Origin of the sequence: Falsirhodobacter sp. alg1 (assembly GCF_000739715.2) — a bacterium.
Taxonomy (GTDB): Bacteria; Pseudomonadota; Alphaproteobacteria; order Rhodobacterales; family Rhodobacteraceae; genus Falsirhodobacter.
This window is the reverse complement of record NZ_BBJC02000001.1, coordinates 343,829-364,721: the sequence shown is the minus strand read 5'-3', so window position 1 is coordinate 364,721 and position 20,893 is coordinate 343,829. Positions and strand designations below refer to the sequence as shown.

22 protein-coding genes are annotated in these 20,893 nt (G+C 60.7%); 13 read left to right on the top strand and 9 right to left on the bottom strand.

Annotated elements, in window-relative coordinates; translation table 11 throughout:
- The first annotated feature begins 4 nt into the window (after positions 1-4).
- Positions 5-448 (top strand): TspO/MBR family protein, encoded by a 444-nt coding sequence (locus TR36_RS01705; protein WP_045388068.1) that lies wholly within the window; start codon positions 5-7, stop codon positions 446-448.
- Here the strand turns inward: TR36_RS01705 and TR36_RS01700 are convergent.
- The 5 genes from TR36_RS01700 to rpsO all read right to left on the bottom strand — a co-directional run bounded on the left by TR36_RS01700 (position 445) and on the right by rpsO (position 5,816).
- Positions 445-1,242 (bottom strand): hypothetical protein, encoded by a 798-nt coding sequence (locus tag TR36_RS01700; RefSeq protein WP_045388817.1) that lies wholly within the window; start codon positions 1,240-1,242, stop codon positions 445-447. The genes TR36_RS01705 and TR36_RS01700 overlap by 4 nt on opposite strands.
- The gene (locus tag TR36_RS01695; RefSeq protein WP_062762226.1) at positions 1,230-2,006 is read right to left on the bottom strand and encodes a hypothetical protein; all 777 of its coding nucleotides are present in this window, start codon (positions 2,004-2,006) and stop codon (positions 1,230-1,232) included. Before TR36_RS01695 ends, TR36_RS01700 begins: the two co-directional genes overlap by 13 nt.
- 24 nt (positions 2,007-2,030) lie before the next feature.
- Positions 2,031-3,155 (bottom strand): rhamnan synthesis F family protein, encoded by a 1,125-nt coding sequence (locus TR36_RS01690; RefSeq protein WP_192841301.1) that lies wholly within the window; start codon positions 3,153-3,155, stop codon positions 2,031-2,033.
- 103 nt (positions 3,156-3,258) lie between these two features.
- Positions 3,259-5,397 (bottom strand): polyribonucleotide nucleotidyltransferase, encoded by a 2,139-nt coding sequence (gene pnp, locus TR36_RS01685; RefSeq protein WP_045388074.1) that lies wholly within the window; start codon positions 5,395-5,397, stop codon positions 3,259-3,261.
- Positions 5,398-5,546: 149 nt separating this feature from the next.
- Positions 5,547-5,816: a 30S ribosomal protein S15 gene (rpsO, locus tag TR36_RS01680; RefSeq protein ID WP_045388823.1), complete on the bottom strand. Its 270-nt coding sequence runs from the start codon at positions 5,814-5,816 to the stop codon at positions 5,547-5,549.
- A gap of 252 nt (positions 5,817-6,068) precedes the next feature.
- Between rpsO and TR36_RS01675 the strand changes: the two genes are divergently transcribed.
- The 3 genes from TR36_RS01675 to TR36_RS01665 all read left to right on the top strand — a co-directional run bounded on the left by TR36_RS01675 (position 6,069) and on the right by TR36_RS01665 (position 9,269).
- Complete coding sequence (locus TR36_RS01675; protein WP_045388077.1) at positions 6,069-6,989, top strand: calcium-binding protein; 921 nt, start codon at positions 6,069-6,071, stop codon at positions 6,987-6,989.
- Between the two features lie 82 nt (positions 6,990-7,071).
- Positions 7,072-7,989, top strand: coding sequence for an acetyl-CoA carboxylase, carboxyltransferase subunit beta (gene accD / locus TR36_RS01670; protein ID WP_062762224.1), 918 nt, complete (start codon positions 7,072-7,074; stop codon positions 7,987-7,989).
- The gene (locus TR36_RS01665; RefSeq protein WP_045388083.1) at positions 7,986-9,269 is read left to right on the top strand and encodes a folylpolyglutamate synthase/dihydrofolate synthase family protein; all 1,284 of its coding nucleotides are present in this window, start codon (positions 7,986-7,988) and stop codon (positions 9,267-9,269) included. The genes accD and TR36_RS01665 overlap by 4 nt, the downstream gene beginning before the upstream one ends.
- On the opposite strand, the gene TR36_RS01660 is transcribed toward TR36_RS01665, so the two are convergent.
- Positions 9,266-9,772: a DUF3576 domain-containing protein gene (locus tag TR36_RS01660; RefSeq protein ID WP_045388086.1), complete on the bottom strand. Its 507-nt coding sequence runs from the start codon at positions 9,770-9,772 to the stop codon at positions 9,266-9,268. The two genes, TR36_RS01665 and TR36_RS01660, sit on opposite strands and share 4 nt — an antisense overlap.
- Before the next feature lie 236 nt (positions 9,773-10,008).
- On the opposite strand from TR36_RS01660, the gene TR36_RS01655 reads away from it, so the two are divergent.
- Entirely contained in the window at positions 10,009-11,037 is a 1,029-nt protein-coding gene (locus TR36_RS01655) for a porin (RefSeq protein ID WP_045388089.1), read from the top strand.
- Positions 11,038-11,118: 81 nt separating this feature from the next.
- Positions 11,119-11,790: a YggS family pyridoxal phosphate-dependent enzyme gene (locus TR36_RS01650; protein WP_045388092.1), complete on the top strand. Its 672-nt coding sequence runs from the start codon at positions 11,119-11,121 to the stop codon at positions 11,788-11,790.
- Here the strand turns inward: TR36_RS01650 and TR36_RS01645 are convergent.
- Complete coding sequence (locus tag TR36_RS01645) at positions 11,763-12,242, bottom strand: L,D-transpeptidase (protein WP_062762222.1); 480 nt, start codon at positions 12,240-12,242, stop codon at positions 11,763-11,765. The two genes, TR36_RS01650 and TR36_RS01645, sit on opposite strands and share 28 nt — an antisense overlap.
- The gene (ribA, locus tag TR36_RS01640) at positions 12,239-13,309 is read right to left on the bottom strand and encodes a GTP cyclohydrolase II (protein ID WP_062762450.1); all 1,071 of its coding nucleotides are present in this window, start codon (positions 13,307-13,309) and stop codon (positions 12,239-12,241) included. Before ribA ends, TR36_RS01645 begins: the two co-directional genes overlap by 4 nt.
- Before the next feature lie 168 nt (positions 13,310-13,477).
- Between ribA and TR36_RS01635 the strand changes: the two genes are divergently transcribed.
- The 5 genes from TR36_RS01635 to TR36_RS01615 all read left to right on the top strand — a co-directional run bounded on the left by TR36_RS01635 (position 13,478) and on the right by TR36_RS01615 (position 16,967).
- Positions 13,478-14,164, top strand: a complete 687-nt coding sequence (locus tag TR36_RS01635; protein WP_045388098.1) for a response regulator transcription factor — start codon at positions 13,478-13,480, stop codon at positions 14,162-14,164.
- Positions 14,165-14,349: 185 nt separating this feature from the next.
- Positions 14,350-15,138: an exodeoxyribonuclease III gene (locus tag TR36_RS01630; RefSeq protein WP_045388101.1), complete on the top strand. Its 789-nt coding sequence runs from the start codon at positions 14,350-14,352 to the stop codon at positions 15,136-15,138.
- A 60-nt stretch (positions 15,139-15,198) separates the two neighbouring features.
- Positions 15,199-16,107: a thioredoxin gene (gene trxA / locus TR36_RS01625; protein WP_045388104.1), complete on the top strand. Its 909-nt coding sequence runs from the start codon at positions 15,199-15,201 to the stop codon at positions 16,105-16,107.
- Between the two features lie 39 nt (positions 16,108-16,146).
- Positions 16,147-16,791 (top strand): LON peptidase substrate-binding domain-containing protein, encoded by a 645-nt coding sequence (locus TR36_RS01620; protein ID WP_062762220.1) that lies wholly within the window; start codon positions 16,147-16,149, stop codon positions 16,789-16,791.
- Entirely contained in the window at positions 16,788-16,967 is a 180-nt protein-coding gene (locus TR36_RS01615; RefSeq protein WP_045388110.1) for a Trm112 family protein, read from the top strand. Before TR36_RS01620 ends, TR36_RS01615 begins: the two co-directional genes overlap by 4 nt.
- A 7-nt stretch (positions 16,968-16,974) precedes the next feature.
- Here the strand turns inward: TR36_RS01615 and TR36_RS01610 are convergent, their stop codons facing one another.
- Positions 16,975-18,180 carry a UbiH/UbiF/VisC/COQ6 family ubiquinone biosynthesis hydroxylase gene (locus TR36_RS01610; protein ID WP_062762448.1) on the bottom strand — a complete coding sequence of 402 codons (1,206 nt, stop codon included), beginning with the start codon at positions 18,178-18,180 and terminating at the stop codon, positions 16,975-16,977.
- 95 nt (positions 18,181-18,275) lie between these two features.
- Between TR36_RS01610 and TR36_RS01605 the strand changes: the two genes are divergently transcribed.
- Both TR36_RS01605 and TR36_RS01600 read left to right on the top strand, forming a co-directional pair.
- Positions 18,276-19,604 carry an amidase gene (locus TR36_RS01605; protein WP_062762218.1) on the top strand — a complete coding sequence of 443 codons (1,329 nt, stop codon included), beginning with the start codon at positions 18,276-18,278 and terminating at the stop codon, positions 19,602-19,604.
- Between the two features lie 103 nt (positions 19,605-19,707).
- Positions 19,708-20,892 (top strand): aminotransferase class I/II-fold pyridoxal phosphate-dependent enzyme, encoded by a 1,185-nt coding sequence (locus tag TR36_RS01600; RefSeq protein WP_045388113.1) that lies wholly within the window; start codon positions 19,708-19,710, stop codon positions 20,890-20,892.
- Position 20,893 lies beyond the last annotated feature (1 nt).

The following is a 20,893-nucleotide window of genomic DNA, read 5'->3' as shown; positions in this document are numbered from 1 at the left end:
ACCGGTGCGCAACCTTCTAATCCATATCCTCTTTATCGCCGCCACATTGGGGGCTGGCATATTTGCCGGAACGCAATGGCAACCGGGTGCGTGGTACGAAGGGTTGCAGCAGCCGTTCTTTACTCCACCGGATTCCTGGTTCCCGATTGTCTGGTCAGTCCTGTATGTGCTGATTGGCTGGGTCGGTGCGCGGATGGCGCTGTACGGCGGGCCGGCGGTGCTGTGGATCTTGCAGATCGCGCTGAACCTGTCGTGGACGCCCGTATTTTTCGGCGCGCATGAAATGGTCATCGGGCTGAGCGTCATTGCCGCGCTCTGGGTCGTCATTCTGGCGTTTATCCTGCGCGCGTGGTCACAGGATAAACTGTCATCCCTGCTGTTCGTGCCCTATCTGGCCTGGATCAGCATCGCTACCGCGCTGAATGCATCCCTGGTTCTGCTGAACTAGGGAAAGCCGAATTTAGCTACCATGGCGGCAATGGCCCGATCATTGCCGCTGTCGCCCAGATTGCTGGCACGGAGACTCCTGGCCTGCGATCCGGGCCATTCCAGAACGCGCCCTTTGGAACCCAGTTTCTCTGCATGGTTTCCGGCGCGGCGGTGCATCCAGTAAAGCCAGACGTCATCGGCATCCGGTGCAAGCGTGCGGAACAGCTCCTTGTCCATCACATCGTGATGGAACACGCCCGGGGCATAATAGACCCCCATCACACCCGTCGGGAAAACCAGCGGTCCGGCTTCGGGGGCCGCCAGCCCTCGCTCCCACGCATCATAGGGTGCCGGAACCTGCCCGGCCATCACCACGCGGTGCGCTCGCAAAGCCCGGACCTTGCCCGTCCCCGCCAGCAAACGCTCCAGCCAGTCCGCCGGATAATAGACGTCGTCATCCGCCGTCACGATGGCCGCATCGGGAAACGCCTGCAACGCGGGAATGATCTTCTTGTAGGAACGGATATCTTCCCAGAGCCGCACCTCCACTCCCGTGGCACGCACCTCATCGGGAAGCGTCGCCTCATCGCCATGCGCCAGCCAGAGGATCGTGCGATCGGCCCGCACCGTTTGCCGCATCAGCCCGTTCAGCGTGCGGGCCAGCGTGGCATAGCGCCCCGGATAAGAGGTGAGCGATACGATCACCTCGGTCGGCATACCATGCGGACGCGGCTGCATATCGCGCGCGCCTATCTCGGCCACAGCGCGGCGTGTCCGCCATTGCGCCTTGAGGGTACGGATCAAGCCTGCCATGCGCGCCGCAGCCAATCCACATTGCCGATACGGCGGCACCATTTATGGCCCCCGCCCTCCAGCACCTCGGTCATCTTGGGGTTGCCCGCAAAGACCACCATTTTGGCCCCGGCAGGGCAGGACGGATCCTGCACGTAACTTGCGATGCCGCGTGGCACACAGTCATTCTTGAAACTGACGCACCAGCCTTTGGGCCAATAGGCCAGATGCCCGTGCTTGGCCAATTGCGCCGACTGGAACTGCTGGCTGATCTCGTAATCGCGCGTAGCGGCCTCTGGGTCCGCAACGAAAGCATCGAGAATGTAGGCGTGCCGCCCCAGTTCGAACCGGAAAACCGAGCTGTTGCCCACCGAATGCAGAAAGGCATCGCGTTCGGCGTTCAGCTTGCGCAAGGGCTTCGGTCGGAACAGGTCGTCGTCGCGCACAATCAGGAAGGTGCCTGGCTGCTCGAAGAAGGGCGCCAGATCATCCACGATCACCAGGTCCAGATCCAGAAACAGGGCCGTCCCTTCCAGCCCCAGATCGGGCCGGAATACCGACAGCTTGCGCCACCGACGATCGTTATGCCCCGCCGGCAGGCCCAGTTCGGGAATATCCCTGACCTCGATCCCCGCATCCAGCCCCGTGCCATCATCGGTAAAGCATATGAAGCGGTACGGACGGTCCAGATGCCTGCGAACCCCTGCGGCCAGATTGTTCACATACTCCGGCCCATAAAGCGTACCCCACTTCATGCAGAGGATGATGACGGGTTGATCGGCCATTCGGTTACTCTTTCGGTCGCAAGCTCAGACAGCATCCCGCGCGGCAACTTCGCGCCGGATAGGCTCGGGATATGCATTGTGCATGCCCAGTTCCACCAGCTTACGCCGTTTTGCCACCATGATCGAGACGCTCTGCTTTTTCAGGAACGGAAAGCCCAGATCGGTCATGACGATCGGGTGCAGGGCCGTGGAAAACAGGAAGATGTTGGTCTTGTCGATATCCTCCCGCAGATGGTCGCGGATCTGCAGTGCTGTCAGATCGCCCCGTTCCAGCAAGGGTTCGATCTTGGCCGCATCTCCTGCCCGGACCCCGCATTGGTGCTTCAGTATCTGGGCCATCTTGTCTTCGTCTTGCAGGTTGAGCAGGTAATCTGCCACCTCGCGCCAGCTGTGCAGCCCCCCGACGCTATAGCCCAGTTCGGCGAAATAGTTCGCCAATTTCAGCTCGCGCAGTTTGACCACAAGGCGCTTGGCACTGATCAGCGACATCTTGCGCCAATAGGCCTCGAACCGCGGATCATTGACCACCGCCTCGGAGAACCGGAAGAAATAGGACTGCACATGCGCGCCCTTGATGTTTCCCGTCAGCCGGTGGCGCCAGTCCAGATCGACGAACAGTCCCCAGACATCCTCGGGGGCGGCACGGCTCCGCTCGATGGCATCCGAATCCTCGGACAGAGGAAACCACATACTGTCGTTCATCACATAAAGCGCCTTGGGGCGCAGACCGCGCTCCAGCACTTGCAGCACACCTTCACGATAGCCGCCGAAATCATAGCCGATATTCGGCCGTTCCACAACAAATTGCGTCATGCCCTGCAAACGCACCCGATCGGCATCAAGAAGCGGCGTATTGGACACGACAACTGCCGAAATTCCCTGCGCGGCCATCCATTCCAATTGCCAGATGGTGGAATCGAGCAACCCTTTGGGCTGGTAGATCAGCAGGATCACGATCTCGTCCAAAGGCGGCTTGGTACCTTCGGTCACACGGACGGCTTTATCGCGGCGCATATCGTAGATGATGCGTTCGGCAATGCCCCAGGTCGGAAGAACCTTGGAGGCGATCTGCCGTCCGATCCGCTTTGATTCACGCACGAACTTTTCGGAGGCTGTCTTTTTCGGGGGCAAATAGGGGCTGGGCTTCAAGGTACCGCTCCACAAGGTGCTTCGGGCGCAGATGCGCGTCACCTTTGTCATAATAGAAAAAGAAGGGGCGTGAAACACGCCCCTTCTTCAATCAACCGTGCGATTACTCGGCTTCGGTCTTTGCTTCAGGTGCAACTTCTTCACCCGTTTCCTGATCGACCATCTTCATGCCAAGGCGAACCTTGCCGCGATCGTCGAAGCCCAGAAGTTTCACTTTCACTTCCTGGCCTTCCTTCAGTACTTCGTTCGGGTGTTGCAGACGCTTGTTGGCGATCTGCGAAACGTGGACGAGGCCGTCACGCTTGCCGAAGAAGTTCACGAACGCACCGAAGTCGACCAGCTTCACAACCTTACCGGTGTAGATCTTGCCTTCTTCCGGCTCGGCCACGATCGACCAGATCATGTCGTAAGCGCGCTTGATCGCATCCGCGTCATTGGACGCGATCTTGATCATGCCGTCATCATTGATGTCGACCTTGGCCCCCGAGGTTTCCACGATCTCGCGGATGACCTTGCCGCCCGAACCGATCACTTCACGGATCTTGTCGGTCGGAATCGTCAGCGTCTCGATTTTTGGCGCGTATGCCGAGAATGCATTGGCCGAGGTCAGCGCCTTGGACATTTCACCAAGGATATGCAGACGGCCGTCCTTGGCCTGGGCCAGGGCTTTGCTCATGATCTCGGGCGTGATGCCTGCAATCTTGATGTCCATCTGCAGCGAGGTGATGCCGTTTTCAGTTCCGGCAACCTTGAAGTCCATGTCGCCCAGATGATCTTCGTCACCCAGGATGTCGGTCAGAACAGCATAGCTGCCATCTTCTTCAAGGATCAGGCCCATGGCCACACCGGCAACCGGTGCCTTCAGCGGAACACCCGCATCCATCATGGCCAACGAGCCACCACAGACCGACGCCATCGAGGACGAACCGTTGGATTCAGTGATCTCGGACACGACGCGGATCGTGTAGGGGAAATCGGTCGGCGACGGCAGAACGGCCTGCAGCGCACGCCATGCCAGTTTACCATGGCCGATTTCACGACGACCGGGCGAACCGACACGACCGACTTCACCCACCGAATAGGGAGGGAAGTTGTAATGCAGCAGGAAGTTGGAGCGCGAGTTGCCGTGCAGCGCGTCGATGATCTGCTCATCCTCGCCGGTGCCCAGCGTGGTTACGACCAGTGCCTGCGTTTCACCGCGGGTGAACAGCGAGGAGCCGTGCGTACGGGGCAGAACACTGGTTTCCGAAACGATCGGGCGCACGGTCTTCGTGTCACGACCATCGATACGGACGCCGTTCTTTACAACATCGCCGCGCAGGATCGAGGATTCCAGCTTCTTGAATGCCGAACCGAGGTTCGCATCGGCCAGATCCTCTTCGGACAGGCCGGCCTTCACGGCTGCACGTGCAGCCTCGATCGCATCGACCCGTTCACCCTTGTCCTTGATGGCAAAAGCGGCACGCATCTGCTTTTCGCCGGCTTTCTTGATCTTGGCATAAAGCTTCGAATAATCGGCCGGAACGAAATCGAAGGGCTCCTTCGCCGAATCCTCTGCCAGATCGATGATCATGTCGATCACCGGCTGCATGGCATCGTGACCGAACTTCACTGCGCCCAGCATTTCGTCTTCGGTCAGCTCGTAGGCTTCCGATTCCACCATCATCACGGCGTTCTTGGTGCCGGCAACGATCAGGTCCAGACGCTGCTCGGGGTTGTTGCGCAACCCTTGCATATCATCGACCGAGGGGTTCAGAACGTATTCGCCGTTCGAGAAACCGACGCGGGCCGCACCGATCGGGCCCATGAAGGGGACACCCGAAATGGTCAGGGCCGCCGAAGCCGCGATCATCGCCACGACATCGGGTTCGTTGTGCAGATCGTGGCTCAGCACGGTGCACATGACCAGAACTTCGTTCTTGAAGCCCGGAACGAACAGCGGACGGCACGGACGGTCGATCAGGCGCGAGGTCAGCGTTTCCTTTTCCGAAGGACGCGCTTCACGCTTGAAGAACCCGCCCGGAATCTTGCCCGCTGCGTAGTATTTTTCCTGGTAGTGCACGGTCAGCGGGAAGAAATCCTGCCCCGGCTTCTGTTGTTTGGCAAAGGTTACGTTGGCCATAACCGAGGTTTCGCCAAGGGTGGCGATCACGGTGCCATCGGCCTGACGGGCCACTTTGCCGGTTTCGAGCGTCAGCGTCTCGCCGCCCCACTCGATCGTCTTTTGCGTCACGTTGAACATGTCATTTCCTGTTCTGGCCAAGGGACCCTCCCCCGGCTTTGCGTCCGGGCGGCGTTCGCCCGGGGTCCTTTGGTGCTGTCGACCCGCCGGACCTCAGCGGGGACAATGCGAAAAACGGAAACGCGCCCCGAAAGGGGCGCGTTAGCAGCTTAGCGACGCAGGCCCAGACGCCCGATCAGCGTCGTGTACCGGCCTTCGTCCTTGGCCTTGAGGTAGTCGAGCAGTTTGCGGCGCTGTGCCACCATCATAAGAAGACCACGACGGGAGTGGTTGTCTTTCTTATGCATCTTGAAGTGCTCGGTCAGGGTCGCGATCCGCGAGGAAAGCACGGCAACCTGAACTTCGGGCGAACCGGTGTCGCCTTCTTTGGTGCCGAATTCTTTAATGATGCGGTTCTTGTCTTCAACGGTGATCGACATCGATATCTCCTTGATAACGGGTGTGACGGCGCAAGCCAGGATGTCGTCCAGCAAGGCCCTTGCCCCGCCTGCATAACAGACGGATGCGCGCACATACAAAAAAAACGGAAATAAGAAAAGCGTTTTTGCGTTAATCATCTTTTAAGACTCTTCGGAAACCGCCTTCGCAGAACGCCCCTGTTCCGGTATGAAATCACGCACAAGATCATGATTTTCATACCATTTATGGTTAACAGAAGAAGGGTTCCGGCAATGATCGGGCTATTGGGGCTGGTGGGCGCACTTATGGCGGGTGCAATAGCGGATGCCGTCATGACGGATGCAACGCCGGAAACCGACGATCCCGCCGACTCGGATCAGCCCGAGATAAAGGAGGGCGACATCCAGAGCCTCGATTCCTTTCTGCATGGAACCGACGACGGCGATCTGCTGTCCGGTGGCGAAGGGGCCGATACCATCCATGGCGGAGGTGGCACGGATCAGATTGCCGGGCGCGGCGGCGACGATCTGATCATGGGTGGCAATGACGATGACCAGATCCATGCAGACGCGGGGCGCGATACGGTCTGGGGGGATGATGGCGATGACAGCATTTTCGGCGGGGATGGCGGCGATCTCCTGCTTGGCGGTCAGGGCGATGACTGGATGGCAGGGCAGAACGGGGCCGACATCCTCCGGGGCGGCGCGGGCCAGGATTCATTGCTGGGAGGGATGGGGAATGACCGCCTGTTCGGGGACGCAGGCGATGACTGGCTGGCAGGCGGTTCGATGGATGATCTTTTACGGGGCGGGCAAGGCGCGGATACGCTGGATGGCGAAGACGGCAATGACGATCTGTTCGGCGGCAATGATCAGGATCAGGATTTTCTGAACGGCGGCGTGGGGAATGACCGGCTGCAGTTGCAGTCGGGCGATTACGGCACCGGTGGTGAGGGAGAGGATACGTTCATCATCGGCAGCGGCACCGCGGGCGCACCGGCCACCATCACTGATTTTGACGCGGCAACCGACCGGATCGAGATCAGCTATGACACCGATATTCCGCCCCACATCCAGATCATGACCGGCGAATACGGCCAGTCCATCCTGATCGGCGGCGAAACCTTTGCCATCCTGCCGGGCACCACCACGCTGACCATGAATGCCGTGCATTTGGCCCCGCACCACCGATGACCCTCACAGGCGGAATTGCAATTTGCGCGAACGGCGGATATTCCATCCAACAACCCGACGCGACGAAAGGCATTCCGGCGCCATGAACTGGATCTCCAACTACGTCCGCCCGACGATCAATTCGCTGTTCTCGCGCCGCGAGGTGCCCGAGAATCTGTGGACCAAATGTCCCGAGTGCGGAACGATGCTGTTCCACCGCGAACTGGCGGACAACCTGAACGTATGCACGAACTGCGATCACCATATGGCGATCACACCCCGCATGCGCTTTCAGGCAATGTTTGACGGTGGCGTTTTCAACGAGGTTTCGGTTCCCGAAGCCGTGGTGGACCCGCTGCAGTTCCGCGACCAGAAGAAATACCCCGACCGCTTGCGTGCGGCCCAGAAATCTACTGGCGAAAAAGAGGCGATGCTGGTCGCCGAGGGCGAAATGGCCCGTACTCCGGTGGTCATGGCCGCGCAGGATTTCGCATTCATGGCCGGATCGATGGGCATGTATGTGGGCAATGCGATCGTGGCGGCCGCAGAACGCGCGGTGGAACTGAAGCGCCCGCTGGTCCTGTTTTCGGCCGCAGGCGGCGCACGCATGCAGGAGGGCATTCTGTCCTTGATGCAGATGCCGCGCACCACGGTTGCCGTGCAGATGCTTAAGGATGCGGGCCTGCCCTATATCGTCGTTCTGACGCACCCGACCACGGGCGGGGTCACGGCCTCCTATGCGATGCTGGGCGATGTGCACATCTCGGAGCCGAACGCGCTGATCTGTTTTGCCGGTCCCCGCGTGATCGAACAGACGATCCGTGAAAAGCTGCCCGAAGGCTTCCAGCGCGCCGAATACCTGCTGGACCACGGCATGCTGGACCGTGTCACGCACCGCAAGGCATTGCGTGAGGAGCTGGTGACGATCCTGCGGATGATGACGGGCCAACCCCCGGCGGTGAAGGCGGATCTGCCTGCCCCGACGCCGGAGCCTGCTCCCGTTACGCCCCCCGCCCCATGAACAAAGGCGCAGCCGTGTCTTCCGATCTGATCCTGCAACGGATGATGACGCTTCATCCCAAGGTCATCGACCTTACATTGGACCGGATGCACCGGCTGCTGCTGCGCCTTGGCAATCCTGAAAACCTGTTGCCGCCGGTCATCCATCTGGCGGGAACGAACGGCAAGGGATCGACCCAGGCCATGATTCGGGCGGGGCTGGAGGCTGCGGGCCATCGCGTCCACGCCTATACCTCGCCGCATCTGGCACGTTTCCACGAACGCATCCGCATTGCCGGAGACCTTATCTCAGAAGATCTCCTGACGGCGCTGCTTGATGAATGCTCGGCGGTCAACGGCAGCGATCCGATCACCTTCTTCGAAATCACCACGGCGGCAGGCATTCTGGCCTTTGCCCGCACCCCCGCCGATTTCACGCTGCTGGAGGTGGGTCTCGGCGGCAGGCTGGATGCCACCAATGTCATCGAAGTACCGCGACTGACCATCATCACCCCCGTGTCGATCGACCACCAGCAGTATCTGGGGGAAACGCTGACCGAGATTGCAGGCGAGAAGGCCGGCATCCTGAAGCGGGGCGTGCCCTGCATCGTTGGCCCCCAGGCCCCCGAAGCGCTGGATGTGATCGAGGCACGGGCCGCACGTCTGGGTGTGCCGCTTCTGGCCTATGGCCAGCACTGGCATGTGCAGGCCGAACGTGGGCGCATGGTGTTCCAGGATGAAACCGGTCTGCTGGATCTTCCGCTTCCCAACCTTCCCGGCCCCCATCAATTGCAGAACGCAGGGGCCGCCCTTGCCGCGCTGCGCCACATGGGATGCGATGATGCCGCATGCGAAGCTGCCGTTACGCGCGCCGAATGGCCTGCCCGGATGCAGCGCCTGCGCCAGGGTCCGCTGATCGATGTGGCTCCGCAGGCCGAACTCTGGCTGGATGGCGGGCATAATCCCGCGGGCGGCGCCGCGATTGCGGCAACACTGACCGCCATGCCTCCGCGCCCGGTTCATCTGATCTGCGGAATGCTGAATACCAAGGATGTCGCGGGCTACATGCGGACGCTGGCCGGATGTACTGCCAGCCTTACGGCTGTTTCCATTCCGAACGAGCAGAACACCCTGCCCGCTGCCGAAACATGTGCCGCAGCCCGCTCTGTCGGAATTCCGGCCACCGAGGCCGCTTCGGTCGCCGAGGCGCTGCAGAAGATTGTCGAGATCGAACCGCAGGCACGTGTGCTCATCTGCGGTTCGCTTTATCTGGCAGGGGCAATCCTGCGCGAGAACGCCTAGCGGTTGCTGTCGGCAATCCGCAACTGGCGGGCGCGGGTCAAGATCGCATCCTCTACCGCGCGGGTGGTCTCATCGGAAACAGCCGCACCGCCGCTGGTCTGAAGCGAGACATTCAGCGACCGCGCATCCAGCGCCGGGTCCTGCACGTAAACGGTGGCGCGATAGGAACGACCGCCGCCGGGCGGGGTGCCGTATCCGGTCGTGAACACACCCGAGAACGGATCAACGGTTTCGATCGGAAGGAAGCTCAACACATCCATGGACGCAGTCCAGATGTATTTGTTGACGCCGATCTGGACATTCGGATCATCGGTATTCTTGAACAGATCCCAGATCTGGTCACCACCGTTATCGTTCCCGATCGTGCTGTCGCTGTTGCTGTAGGGCTTTACAGCCTCCAGGGCAGCGCGCTGCGCATCTGCGGATTCCTTGTTGCCACAAGAGGCAACAACGACGACGAGGCCACAGCACAGGGCTGTGCGCATAAAGTAGTTGGACGTCATTCGATCCCCATACTCGTATTCACTACGGTCTACCCGACAGGCCCCACCGGAACAAGTGTCTTAACTTCAGGTTGCGCAAACTATGGTCTGACGAAAGTGTGACATTGATGCACCACAGTTGTGATCATGATGGGAACAGCATCCGTTCTGTTTGCTTTATAAATTATCCAGCGCGAAAACGTTACTAGTCCTGCCTTCAATGGTGGGTCAGCCTTTTAAGGTACAACGAGGGAAAAATGAAAAAGCTTCTTCTGGCAACGTCCATTCTCGCAGCAACAACCGGCTACGCGGCTGCTGAAATCTCTCTGACCGGTGACGCTCGTATGGGTGTTGTCTATGATGGTGAGGATGTACAGTTCTCCGAGCGCGCACGCGTCCGGTTCAACATGTCCGGCCAAACAGACACCGGCCTGGAATTCGGCGCAACGTTCCGTGCTGACCAAGCCAGCGCATCGGCTGGCGGCAGCTCGTTCGGCACCAGCACAGACAAAGACGGCACCACCTGGATCTCGGGCTCCTTCGGTAAGCTTGAAATGGGTGACGTTGTTTCGGCTGCCGAAGAAGCACTCGGCGACCTGACCGCAATCGGTTACTCCGGCCTCGGCGACTTCACCGACATCCCGTACATCAACGGCGATGGCGCTGACACGATCGACCAAGGTCCGGGCGCTCTGTACTCGTACACCATGGGCGGCTTCGAATTCCACGCCGGTATGACTGACGGAAGCCGTCAGTTCGGCCTGACCGAAACGGTCGAAGGCGAAGACGACACCAACCCGATCGCAATCACCTACGCAAACGACCGCGACACCGCATACTCGTTGGCGGCAGCCTACTCCGGCGCCAACTATAAGGTCGGCATCGGCTACCTGGACAACGGCAACGTTGAAAACAACGGTCTGTCCGGCTACGGCGGTTCGCAGGTCATCGTATCGGGTGAAGTCGACGTCGCAGGTATCGGCCTGAAAGGCTACTACACCGAGTTCCATGAAGTTATCGTTGAAGTTGGCGATTACGACGTAGAAGTGGAAAGCTCGTTCGGTCTGTCGGCTGACTACACCTTCGGCGCAACGCAGGTCATCGGTTTTGCTCGTAACGACGAACTCGTAGGCGACAACAACCTTGAGTCCTACGGCGTTGGCGCAATCTACGACCTGGGCGGCGGCGCTTCGCTGCGCGGTGGTATCCTGACCTCCGACAACATCATCGACAAAGACTTCCAAGGTCAAACTGTTGCCGACATCGGTATCCGTCTGAACTTCTGATCCATCCGGATCGACAATCAGGAAAGAGCGGGCCATGCGCCCGCTCTTTTCTTTTGAGAGGACAGGATTTATCATCAGCCCATGGGTTATGATGACATTCTTCACCGCATCCGCACCGCTGAAACCGCATCAGGCCGCACGGCAGGGTCCGTCCAGCTGATCGCCGTGTCCAAGGTTCAACCTGACGCGCGCGTGGCAGAGGTTCTATCCGCGGGCCATCGCCTGTTCGGGGAAAACTATGTGCAGGAGGCCCAAGGCAAATGGCCCGCCTTCCGCGATAAGTTCGGCCCGGTTTCCGTGCATATGATCGGCCCGCTGCAAACCAACAAGGCCAAACCGGCGATGGAGCTGTTTGACGCAATCCATACGTTGGATCGTCCATCCCTCGCACAGCGTCTCGCAAGGCTGGCACAGGATCTTGGCCGCTGTCCGGATCTTTTCGTGCAGGTGAACACCGGCGCCGAGCCGCAAAAGGCCGGAATTCTACCACAGGATGCCGATAGCTTTATCGCCACCGCCCGCGCGCTGGACCTGCCGCTGATCGGCGCCATGTGCATTCCACCCGATGGCGAAGATCCGGCCCCGCATTTCGCCCATTTGGCCCAGATTGCCGAGCGGAATGGCCTGCCCTCTCTTTCAATGGGGATGAGCGGGGATTTCGAAACGGCCATCGCCCATGGCGCAACCCATGTTCGCGTGGGCAGCGCCATCTTTGGCGAAAGGGATTACGGCACCAAGACCTCGGTTCCATAATCCACCCGATCGGCCAGCCAGCGCAAATCCGCCTCGGCCATGGCCACGCAGCCAGCGGTCGGCGCACAACGTCTGCGCCAGGTGTGCATGAAAATGGCCGACCCGCGCCCGGCCACAGCCGGCATGTTCCAGTCCAGTACCAATACCAGATTGTACATGGGGTCGGCACGGCGCAGCACCTCGTGGCTGTATCCATGCGGCACCTGCACCGGCCCGTTATATGCCGGATCCAGGGAATCATCCGACCACAAATCACGCGGACCGATCGGCTGCGCCCAATGCGGCACACCCTTTACCCGATCCGGCCGATACAGCATTCCGACAATCCGGTGCGTGCCACGTGGCGTGGCCCCGTCCCCTTCCTGCTTGGTATCGGTAATTCCGGAACGTCCGATCGTGCAGGGCAGGCGGCGACCATAAGCCAGAACACCACGAGAAGTGACGCGGATCATAGAAGATGCCCCGATTTTGCGGCCTTCGTGGCCAGATAACCCTCATTCTGTGCCGTCTGGCCCACGCGTAGCGGCACCCGCTCAGCCACCCGTACGCCCTGCGCCTCCATCATCCGGATCTTGGCGGGGTTGTTGGTCATCAGGCGCACCGCCCCGAACCCCATCTGGCGCAGAATGCCCGCCCCCAATCGGAAATCCCGCTCGTCATCCTCGAACCCCAGCCGGTGATTGGCCTCGACGGTATCGAACCCCTGATCCTGCAGTGCATACGCCCGCATCTTGTTGGCAAGGCCAATGCCACGCCCCTCCTGATTCAGGTACAGCAGGATGCCCGCCCCTTCTGCACCCATTGTTGCCAGTGCCGCCCGCAACTGGGGGCCACAATCACATTTCAGGCTGCCCAGCACGTCACCGGTAAAACAGGCCGAATGCAGGCGCGCCAGCACCGGCGCATTCCGGTCCGGACGGCCGATCTCGATGGCATAATGCTCTGCCGTGTCATCTTCGGGGCGGAAAATATGCACACGCCCCGCCTCGGAGGCGGACATCGGCAGCCGCGCCGAAACCACGGGCGCCAGAACATGGGCGCGGGCAATTTCCGCCATCACATCGGTGGCGGGCAGCAGTGTCAACGCAGGATCGGCCGCAGGAACCGCAACCATCAGCACCGCAGGCAGCAGCTGCGCCGTCTTGACCAGACCGACCGCAGCCCGGCAGGCATCGGCAGACCCCTCCCGCAGCATGGCGAACGGCCCCTTCATCGGATGGGCCAGATCCCCCGCCGGATCGGCTACACCCCGCAGCCAGCGCAGACCGGCGCCATCCGGCACCCGCACACGCGCGACGTCATGATCATAAACACTCATCCGCAGGGTCTCGGCCCGCCGTGCTGTCAGGCCCAGAATCAGCGGCCCCAAGGCACGCATATCCTCCAGCCGCTCCGGCGTCAGGGTTTCGACGGCCACCGCCAGATGCAGGCCGCCCTCCACCAGCACAACCGGCAATCCAAGCCGCAGATCACTGCGGCCGCGGGCAAGCCGTTCGGTAAGCGTAAGCGACAGCATCACATATCCCCCCATTGTCCCTGATCGAGATAACCACTGACACCACAAATTGAAACATACCCCTGTTAACCGACACGTCGCCGTGATCCGGCTGTTGTAATTATTGCTACAGGTGGCGTTCGGCCCAATTTGGGTTTCAGACACAAACCGTGATGTTTGGAGAAGCTTAAAATGGCCGCCCTGAAAAAGATTCTACTGGTAGACGACGACGACGATTTGCGTGAGGCGCTCAGCGAGCAGCTGGTCATGACCGAAGATTTCGACGTGTTCGAGGCCGGTACCGGCACGGACGGCATGGAAAAGGCAAAGAGCGGCCATTACGATCTGATCATCCTCGATGTCGGCCTGCCCGATACGGATGGGCGTGAATTGTGCCGCCGGATGCGCAAGGCCGGCGTGAAATCCCCGATCCTGATGCTGACAGGGCATGACACGGATGCGGATACGATTCTGGGCCTCGATTCCGGCGCGAATGATTATGTGACCAAACCGTTCAAGTTTCCGGTTCTTCTGGCCCGCCTGCGTGCGCAATTGCGGACGCATGAACAATCCGAAGATGCCATTTTCCAGCTTGGCCCGTATTCTTTCCGCCCCGCGCAAAAGCTGCTGGTGGATGACAAGGACAAGAAAATCCGCCTGACGGAAAAGGAAACGAACATCCTCAAGTTCCTGTACCGGGCAACGCAGGGTGTGGTCGCGCGAGACGTGCTGCTTCATGAGGTGTGGGGCTATAATGCGGGCGTAACCACGCACACGCTGGAAACCCACATCTATCGTTTGCGGCAGAAAATCGAGCCGGATCCCTCCAATGCGCGCCTTTTGGTCACGGAAAGTGGCGGATATCGGCTTGTTGCTTGATTCCACCCTTTAAGTGCGTTTCTTGCACCTTATGTTAACCATGAGATGCAATCGTCAGGCATCAACAGTTCCCCTTGTCGTGTCGGGGTTATGGCACGGCACCTCCCTGTTGGACCTTGGGCCGGGCTTTTGCCCGGCCTCTTTTTATGGCTAATGGCGGAAAACCCTTTCTGCGGAGACCTCCGATGGCCTTTACCCTTGCGACATGGAACATCAACTCGGTTCGCCTGCGCGAAAGTCTGGTTGCCCGCCTGATGACCGAACAGTTGCCCGATGTGCTGTGCCTGCAGGAATGCAAAAGCCCGGTCGATAAAATCCCGACCGAGATGTTCAAGGCCTTGGGCTATCACTGGATGGTCGCGCGGGGGCAGAAAGGATACAACGGCGTTGCGATCCTGTCGCGCCTGCCCCTGACCGATGCAGGGGATCGGGATTTTGCCTCTCTGGGTCATGCGCGCCACGTTTCGGCCACGCTGGAAAACGGCGTAACGATCCATAACTGCTATGTCCCGGCTGGCGGCGATCTTCCCGACCGCGAAGTGAACGAGAAATTCGGCCAGAAGCTGGATTATCTTACCGAAATGCGCGATTGGGCGCATGAGGCAAAGCCCCGGAAATCCATTCTGGTGGGCGATCTGAACATCGCACCGCAGGAAGATGACGTCTGGTCGCACAAGAAGCTGCTGAAGATCGTCAGCCATACCCCCATCGAGGTGGAGCATCTGGCGCAGGCACAGGATGCCGGTGCCTGGGTGGATGTGACGCGCAAGGATATTCCCGAAGGCAAGCTCTATAGCTGGTGGTCCTATCGCGCGGCAGATTGGGATGCGGCCGACAAGGGGCGCAGGCTGGACCATATCTGGGCCACGCCGGATATCGCCAGCGCCACCCATTCCAGCCGCATCCTGCGCGAGGTTCGCGGATGGACCCAACCGTCGGACCATGTTCCTGTTTTTGCCACCTTTGACCTGTGATCCCCTTGGCGTTCGGCCCGCGCACACGCATATAGGGGCCAACCCATTACGGAGGCTTCTATGTTCGGGCTTGGCAATACCACAGCGGCAGCACCTACAAACGACCTGATCAAGGACACGACCGAGGCCACCTTCATGGCCGATGTGGTCGAGGCCAGTCAGGAAGTTCCGGTTATCGTGGATTTCTGGGCCCCATGGTGCGGCCCCTGCAAAACCCTGATGCCCGCGCTTGAGGCTGCCGTGGTCGCTGCCAAGGGCAAAGTGAAGATGGTAAAGGTCGACGTGGACCAGAACCAGCAGATCGCGGCACAGCTGCGTGTGCAATCCGTCCCGACAGTCTATGCCTTCTTCCGCGGTCAACCGGTTGACGCATTCCAGGGGGCATTGCCCCAATCCGAGATCAAGGCATTTGTTGACAAGCTGGCCGCACTGGCAGGCGATGGCGGGCTGGGTGAGGCCCTTGAGGCAGCCGACCAGATGCTTGCCGAAGGTGCTGTGGCAGATGCCGCTGAAACCTTCGCCGCCATTCTGGAAGAAGAGCCTGAAAACGCCGCTGCCTTTGCCGGACTGGTGCGTTGCCAGATCGCAACGGATGATCTGGATCAAGCCGAGACCCTGCTGAACTCGGCCCCCGAAAAGATTGCCGGCACCAAGGAAGCAGAAGCTGTCCGTGCCCAGATCGCACTTGCGCGCCAGGCTGCAGCAGCCGGCCCCGAGGCGGAACTGCGTGCGGCGGTCGAGGCAGATCCCGACAACCATCAGGCCCGCTTCGATCTGGCCTCGGCACTTCATGCCTCGGGCAAGGTCGAGGACGCCGTGAACGAGCTTCTGGAACTTTTCCGCAGGGATCGTGAATGGAACGACGGGGCGGCACGTGCCCAGTTGTTCACTATTTTCGACGCCTTGAAACCGCAGGATCCGATCGTCCTGAAAGGCCGTCGTCGCCTGTCTTCCATGATCTTTCTATGACGGGTTTCCCCGCACCGGGAACGGACTAGGTTTGGCGGTATGATCAAAGCCGCCAACCTTCCCGAAACGATTCCGCTTTTCCCTTTGCCCGGCGCCTTGCTGTTGCCAAGGGCAAAGATGCCCCTGCATATCTTCGAGCCGCGTTATCTGCAGATGCTGGAAGATGTCATGGCCACCCCGGACCGTCTGTTGGGCATGATCCAGCCCCGGGAGATTCCGGGATCGGAGGATCTGAAGCTGCATGCGATCGGCTGCGCGGGCCGTCTGACCGGATTTTCCGAAACCGAGGATGGTCGCTACATGATCACCCTGACCGGAATTTCCCGATTCCGCATGCGGCGTGATGCAGGCGATGATGCCCCCTATTTGCGGGCTTATGTGGATTGGTCCAGCTTCGGGCGTGATCTGCAGGGTCCCGAAGAGGATACCGGTTTTGACCGAGAGGCCTTCATGGCCTCGCTGACCCGGTATTTTGAGGCTCTGGAGCTATCGACCGACTGGAGCAGCCTGAAGGATGCTGAAGAGGAGTTGCTGATCAACTCTCTCTCGATGCTTTGCCCTTTCCCGCCCGAGGACAAACAGGCTTTGCTGGAGGCCCCTTCGCTGGTAACCAGACGCGAAACACTGGTGACCCTGATCCAATTCGCCCTGCGCGGCGGCCTTGACGGAGATATGATGCAATGAGCGGAACCGTACTCGATCGCCGGATGCTGGAGGCGCTGGTCTGCCCCGTCACCAAATCGCTTCTGACCTATGATCCCGAACGGCAAGAGCTGGTGTCGAAATCGGCCAACCTCGCCTTTCCGATCCGGGATGGTATTCCCGTGATGCTGGTGGCTGAGGCACGCGAACTGGACTGACGCCGCTTCAGCGCAGCAGTGTCGGCATCCTGCCCGACAGCCCTGCCGCCTGGCGGATCAGGCGGCGACGCAATCCGGGCAGGGCATTGACCGCCCCCAGCCCTAGGTCACGCCCCAAACGCAGAACCGGATTGTCGTTCGAAAACAGCCGGTTCATTGCATCCATGCCAAGCGCCATTGTCGTGACCTCACCCCGGCGCCAATCCTGATACCGCTGCAAGACATCCAGAGCGCCGATATCCTCACCCCGGCGGGATGCATCGACCAGAACATCGACCAAGGCCCCCACATCGCGCAGGCCAAGGTTCAGCCCCTGACCTGCCAGCGGGTGTACGCCATGCGCGGAATCGCCCACCAGGGCCACGCGCGGCGCCACAAACCGCTCTGCCAGACTAAGGGACAGCGGATAGGTGAACCTGTCCCCTGCCAAGGCGATCTCGCCCAGAAAATCCCCGAACCTCGGGCGCAGCGCGGCCAGAAACCCGTCGTTGTCCAATGCAGAGATGGCTGTCGCCGCATTCCGCTCCTCGCTCCAGACGATCGAGGACATATGCCCCCCCAGCAGCGGCAGGATCGCCATCGGCCCCGAGGGCATGAAGACCTGATGCGCCGTCCCCCCATGCGGACGTTCATGATGCACGGCCGTTACAAGAGCCGTCTGTCTGTAATCCCATTCGTTCCGCCGGATACCGGCCAGCCGCGCGGTTTCGCTGCTACGCCCGTCGCAGCCCACGACCAACCGCGCCGTGACCCGCTCTCCCGACCCGAGCCGGACCCAGCCCGTTCCCTGATCCGTCACGGTTTCGCCGCTGCGCAGATCGATCCGCGGCTCATTGGCCATTTCGGATCGCAGGGCGGCATAGAGGAACCGGTCCTCCAGCATGAACCCCATCGGCCCCTCTTCGATCTCGGCATGATCGAACCCCAGCACGAAGGGTGAAGCGCCATGCCCCACGCGGCCATCGCCTGCCCGTATGCGTAGGATCGGTTCCGCCCGCTCTGCCACATGGCGCCATACCCCTATCGCCTGCAACAACCGCCGCGAGGCGATCGCCAGCGAATAGGCCCGCCCGTCGAACCCGCGTTCCGCCCGCGCCGGTGCGGGGCGTGCATCCACCAGCATTACATCGAATCCGGCCTGCGCCAGCCCCAGCGCCAGCGACGGCCCGTTCAGGCCACCCCCTACGATCACGATATCGGTCATTTGTTTCATGGCGGGATCTTCGGGTTGGGGTATGGGAATGTCCATCATCTATGCTAGCCTGCCCCGAAGTGAAGCGTGTTTTGACGGAAAGTTGGAGACTGCATATGGATTGGCGCACCCAAACGGCCACGGATCTTGGTCGTGGCATCCAAAGCGGCAAGATCAATGCGGTCGAACTGACCGAAGCGTTTCTGGAGGCCGCCCAAGCCCATGAATACGCGGATCGCATCTATGCCCGCATGACTCCCGAACGCGCCCGGGACGAGGCACTGGCAGCCGCCACTCGCGCCAAGGACAGCCGCCGGCACGGCCCGCTGGACGGGGTTCCGATCAGCTGGAAGGATCTGTTCGACACGGCAGGCACCGCCACCGAGGCAGGAAGCGCCCTGCTGAAAGGGCGCACACCCGATACCGATGCCGCCGTTCTGGCCACTGCCACGATGGGCGGGCTGGTGTGCCTTGGCAAAACTCATATGAGCGAGCTGGCCTTTTCCGGCCTTGGCCTGAACCCCGTCACCGCAACCCCGCCGAATGTGCATGATCCCGATGCTGTGGCCGGGGGGTCATCCTCGGGGGCGGCGGCCTCGGTGGCTTATGGCCTGGCCCCTGCGGCAATCGGCACGGATACCGGCGGGTCTGTACGGAACCCGGCAGGATGGAACGATCTGGTCGGCCTGAAGACCACTCATGGCCGTCTTAGCGGAAAGGGCGTCGTCCCCCTGTGCGAGACGCTGGATACGATCGGGCCGCTTGCCCGCTCGGTCGAGGATTGCGCGATGCTGCTGGCCGCAATGGAGGGAACCCGACCCACCGATCTGGCCGATGTCGGCATTGCCGGTCTGCGCATTGCGGTCTTGGATACCGTCGGCACCGAGGATCTGCGGCCCGAACCTGCCAAATCCTTTGAACGTGCCATTATCAAACTGGGTGCGGCAGGGGCCCAGATCACCGCGCTGGAATTTGATCCGTTGCGGGAGGCTCTGGCCTTTTCCGGCCCCCTGTTTACCGCCGAGGGCTATGCGATCTGGCGTGACCTGATTACCGCCCATCCCGACCGCATGTTCTCCCGTATCCGTGAACGTTTCGAGGCGGGGCGTGACGTGACGGCTGCGGATTACATCGCCCACACCCGCAGATTGGCCGATATCCGTGCCGAATGGCAGCAGCGGATCGCCGGATTTGATGCGGTTGTCCTGCCTACCTCTCCCATACTGCCACCGAATGCGGACCGGCTGATGCAGGATGATGAGTATTATGTGACCGAAAACCTGCTGGCCCTGCGGAATACCCGCATCGGGAATATGCTGGGGGGATGTGCCCTGACACTTCCGACATCCGTCCCGTCCTGCGGTTTCAGCCTGATGTGCGCCCCGATGCAGGAAGAGCGCCTGCTGCGCATCGGTACCGCGATGGAGGATCTTGTCCGCGCATGATCGAACAAGGTTCGCCGATTACAGGGTAATTTCTGGACCCGCAGCGCCGAAGCCGTTATCCTGTCCAAAAAAGGGGCAATAGACCCCGAACACGAGGCAGTCGATGCAATTTCCCGAAAGGTTTTCGGACCTACCCGAATACGCGTTCCCACGTCTTCGCGCCCTGCTGGCAGATCATCCGGCGGGCGGTGAGGTCATGCATATGTCCATCGGAGAGCCGAAGCACCCGATGCCCTCTTTCGTGGGCCAGGTCATCGCACAAAATCTGGGTGGTTTCGGGAAATACCCCGCAAATGATGGCACCCCCGAACTGCTGGAGGCCATATCCGGTTGGATCGGGCGTCGTTACAACGTTGCCGTGGGGCCGAACCGAATCATGACGTTGAACGGCACACGGGAAGGGCTGTTCAATGCCGCCCTTGCCCTGTCGCCCGAAACCCGGAACGGGGCGCGTCCGGTGATCCTGATGCCGAATCCCTTCTATCAGGTCTATGCGATGGCCGCCCTCGCCCTCGGGGCCGAGCCTGTCTATGTGCCTGCAACTGCCGAAACCGGATTTCTGCCTGATTATGAGGCACTGCCGCCCGAAGTGCTGGACCGTGTGACGATTGCCTACATCTGCTCGCCCGGAAATCCGCAGGGGGCCATCGCCTCGCGTGAGTATCTGGCCCGCCTGATGGCCTTGGCCGAGAAACATGATTTCCGGATCTTCTCGGACGAGTGCTATTCCGAGATCTGGCGCGACACGCCCCCTCCCGGCGCATTGGATGTCGCGAACAGCACAGGCACCGACCCCGAGCGGGTGTTCGTGTTCCACTCCCTTTCCAAACGTTCCAACCTGCCGGGGCTTCGGTCGGGGTTTGTGGCCGGCGGCCCGGAAGGTATCCGCCAGATCCGCAAGCTGCGCGCCTTTGCAGGCGCCCCCCTGCCGCTGCCCATTCAGGCCGTTTCCGTTGCCGCATGGAACGATGAGGCCCACGTCGAGGCATCCCGCGCGCTGTATCAGGCGAAATTCGATCTGGCCGATCGCATCTTTGCCGACGTCGCGGGATACCGCTGCCCCGAGGGTGGTTTCTTTCTGTGGCTGCCTGTCCCCGACGGGGAAGCGGCAACGCTGAAACTCTGGACCGAAACCGGGCTGCGCGTTTTGCCCGGTGCCTATCTGGCGCGGGAGGTCGATGGCATCAATCCCGGCGCGGGCTTCATTCGCGTGGCACTGGTGGCCGATCATGATGATACCGAGCGGGGCCTGACCACCCTGCACAGCTGTCTTTACGGAAGGGATTGAG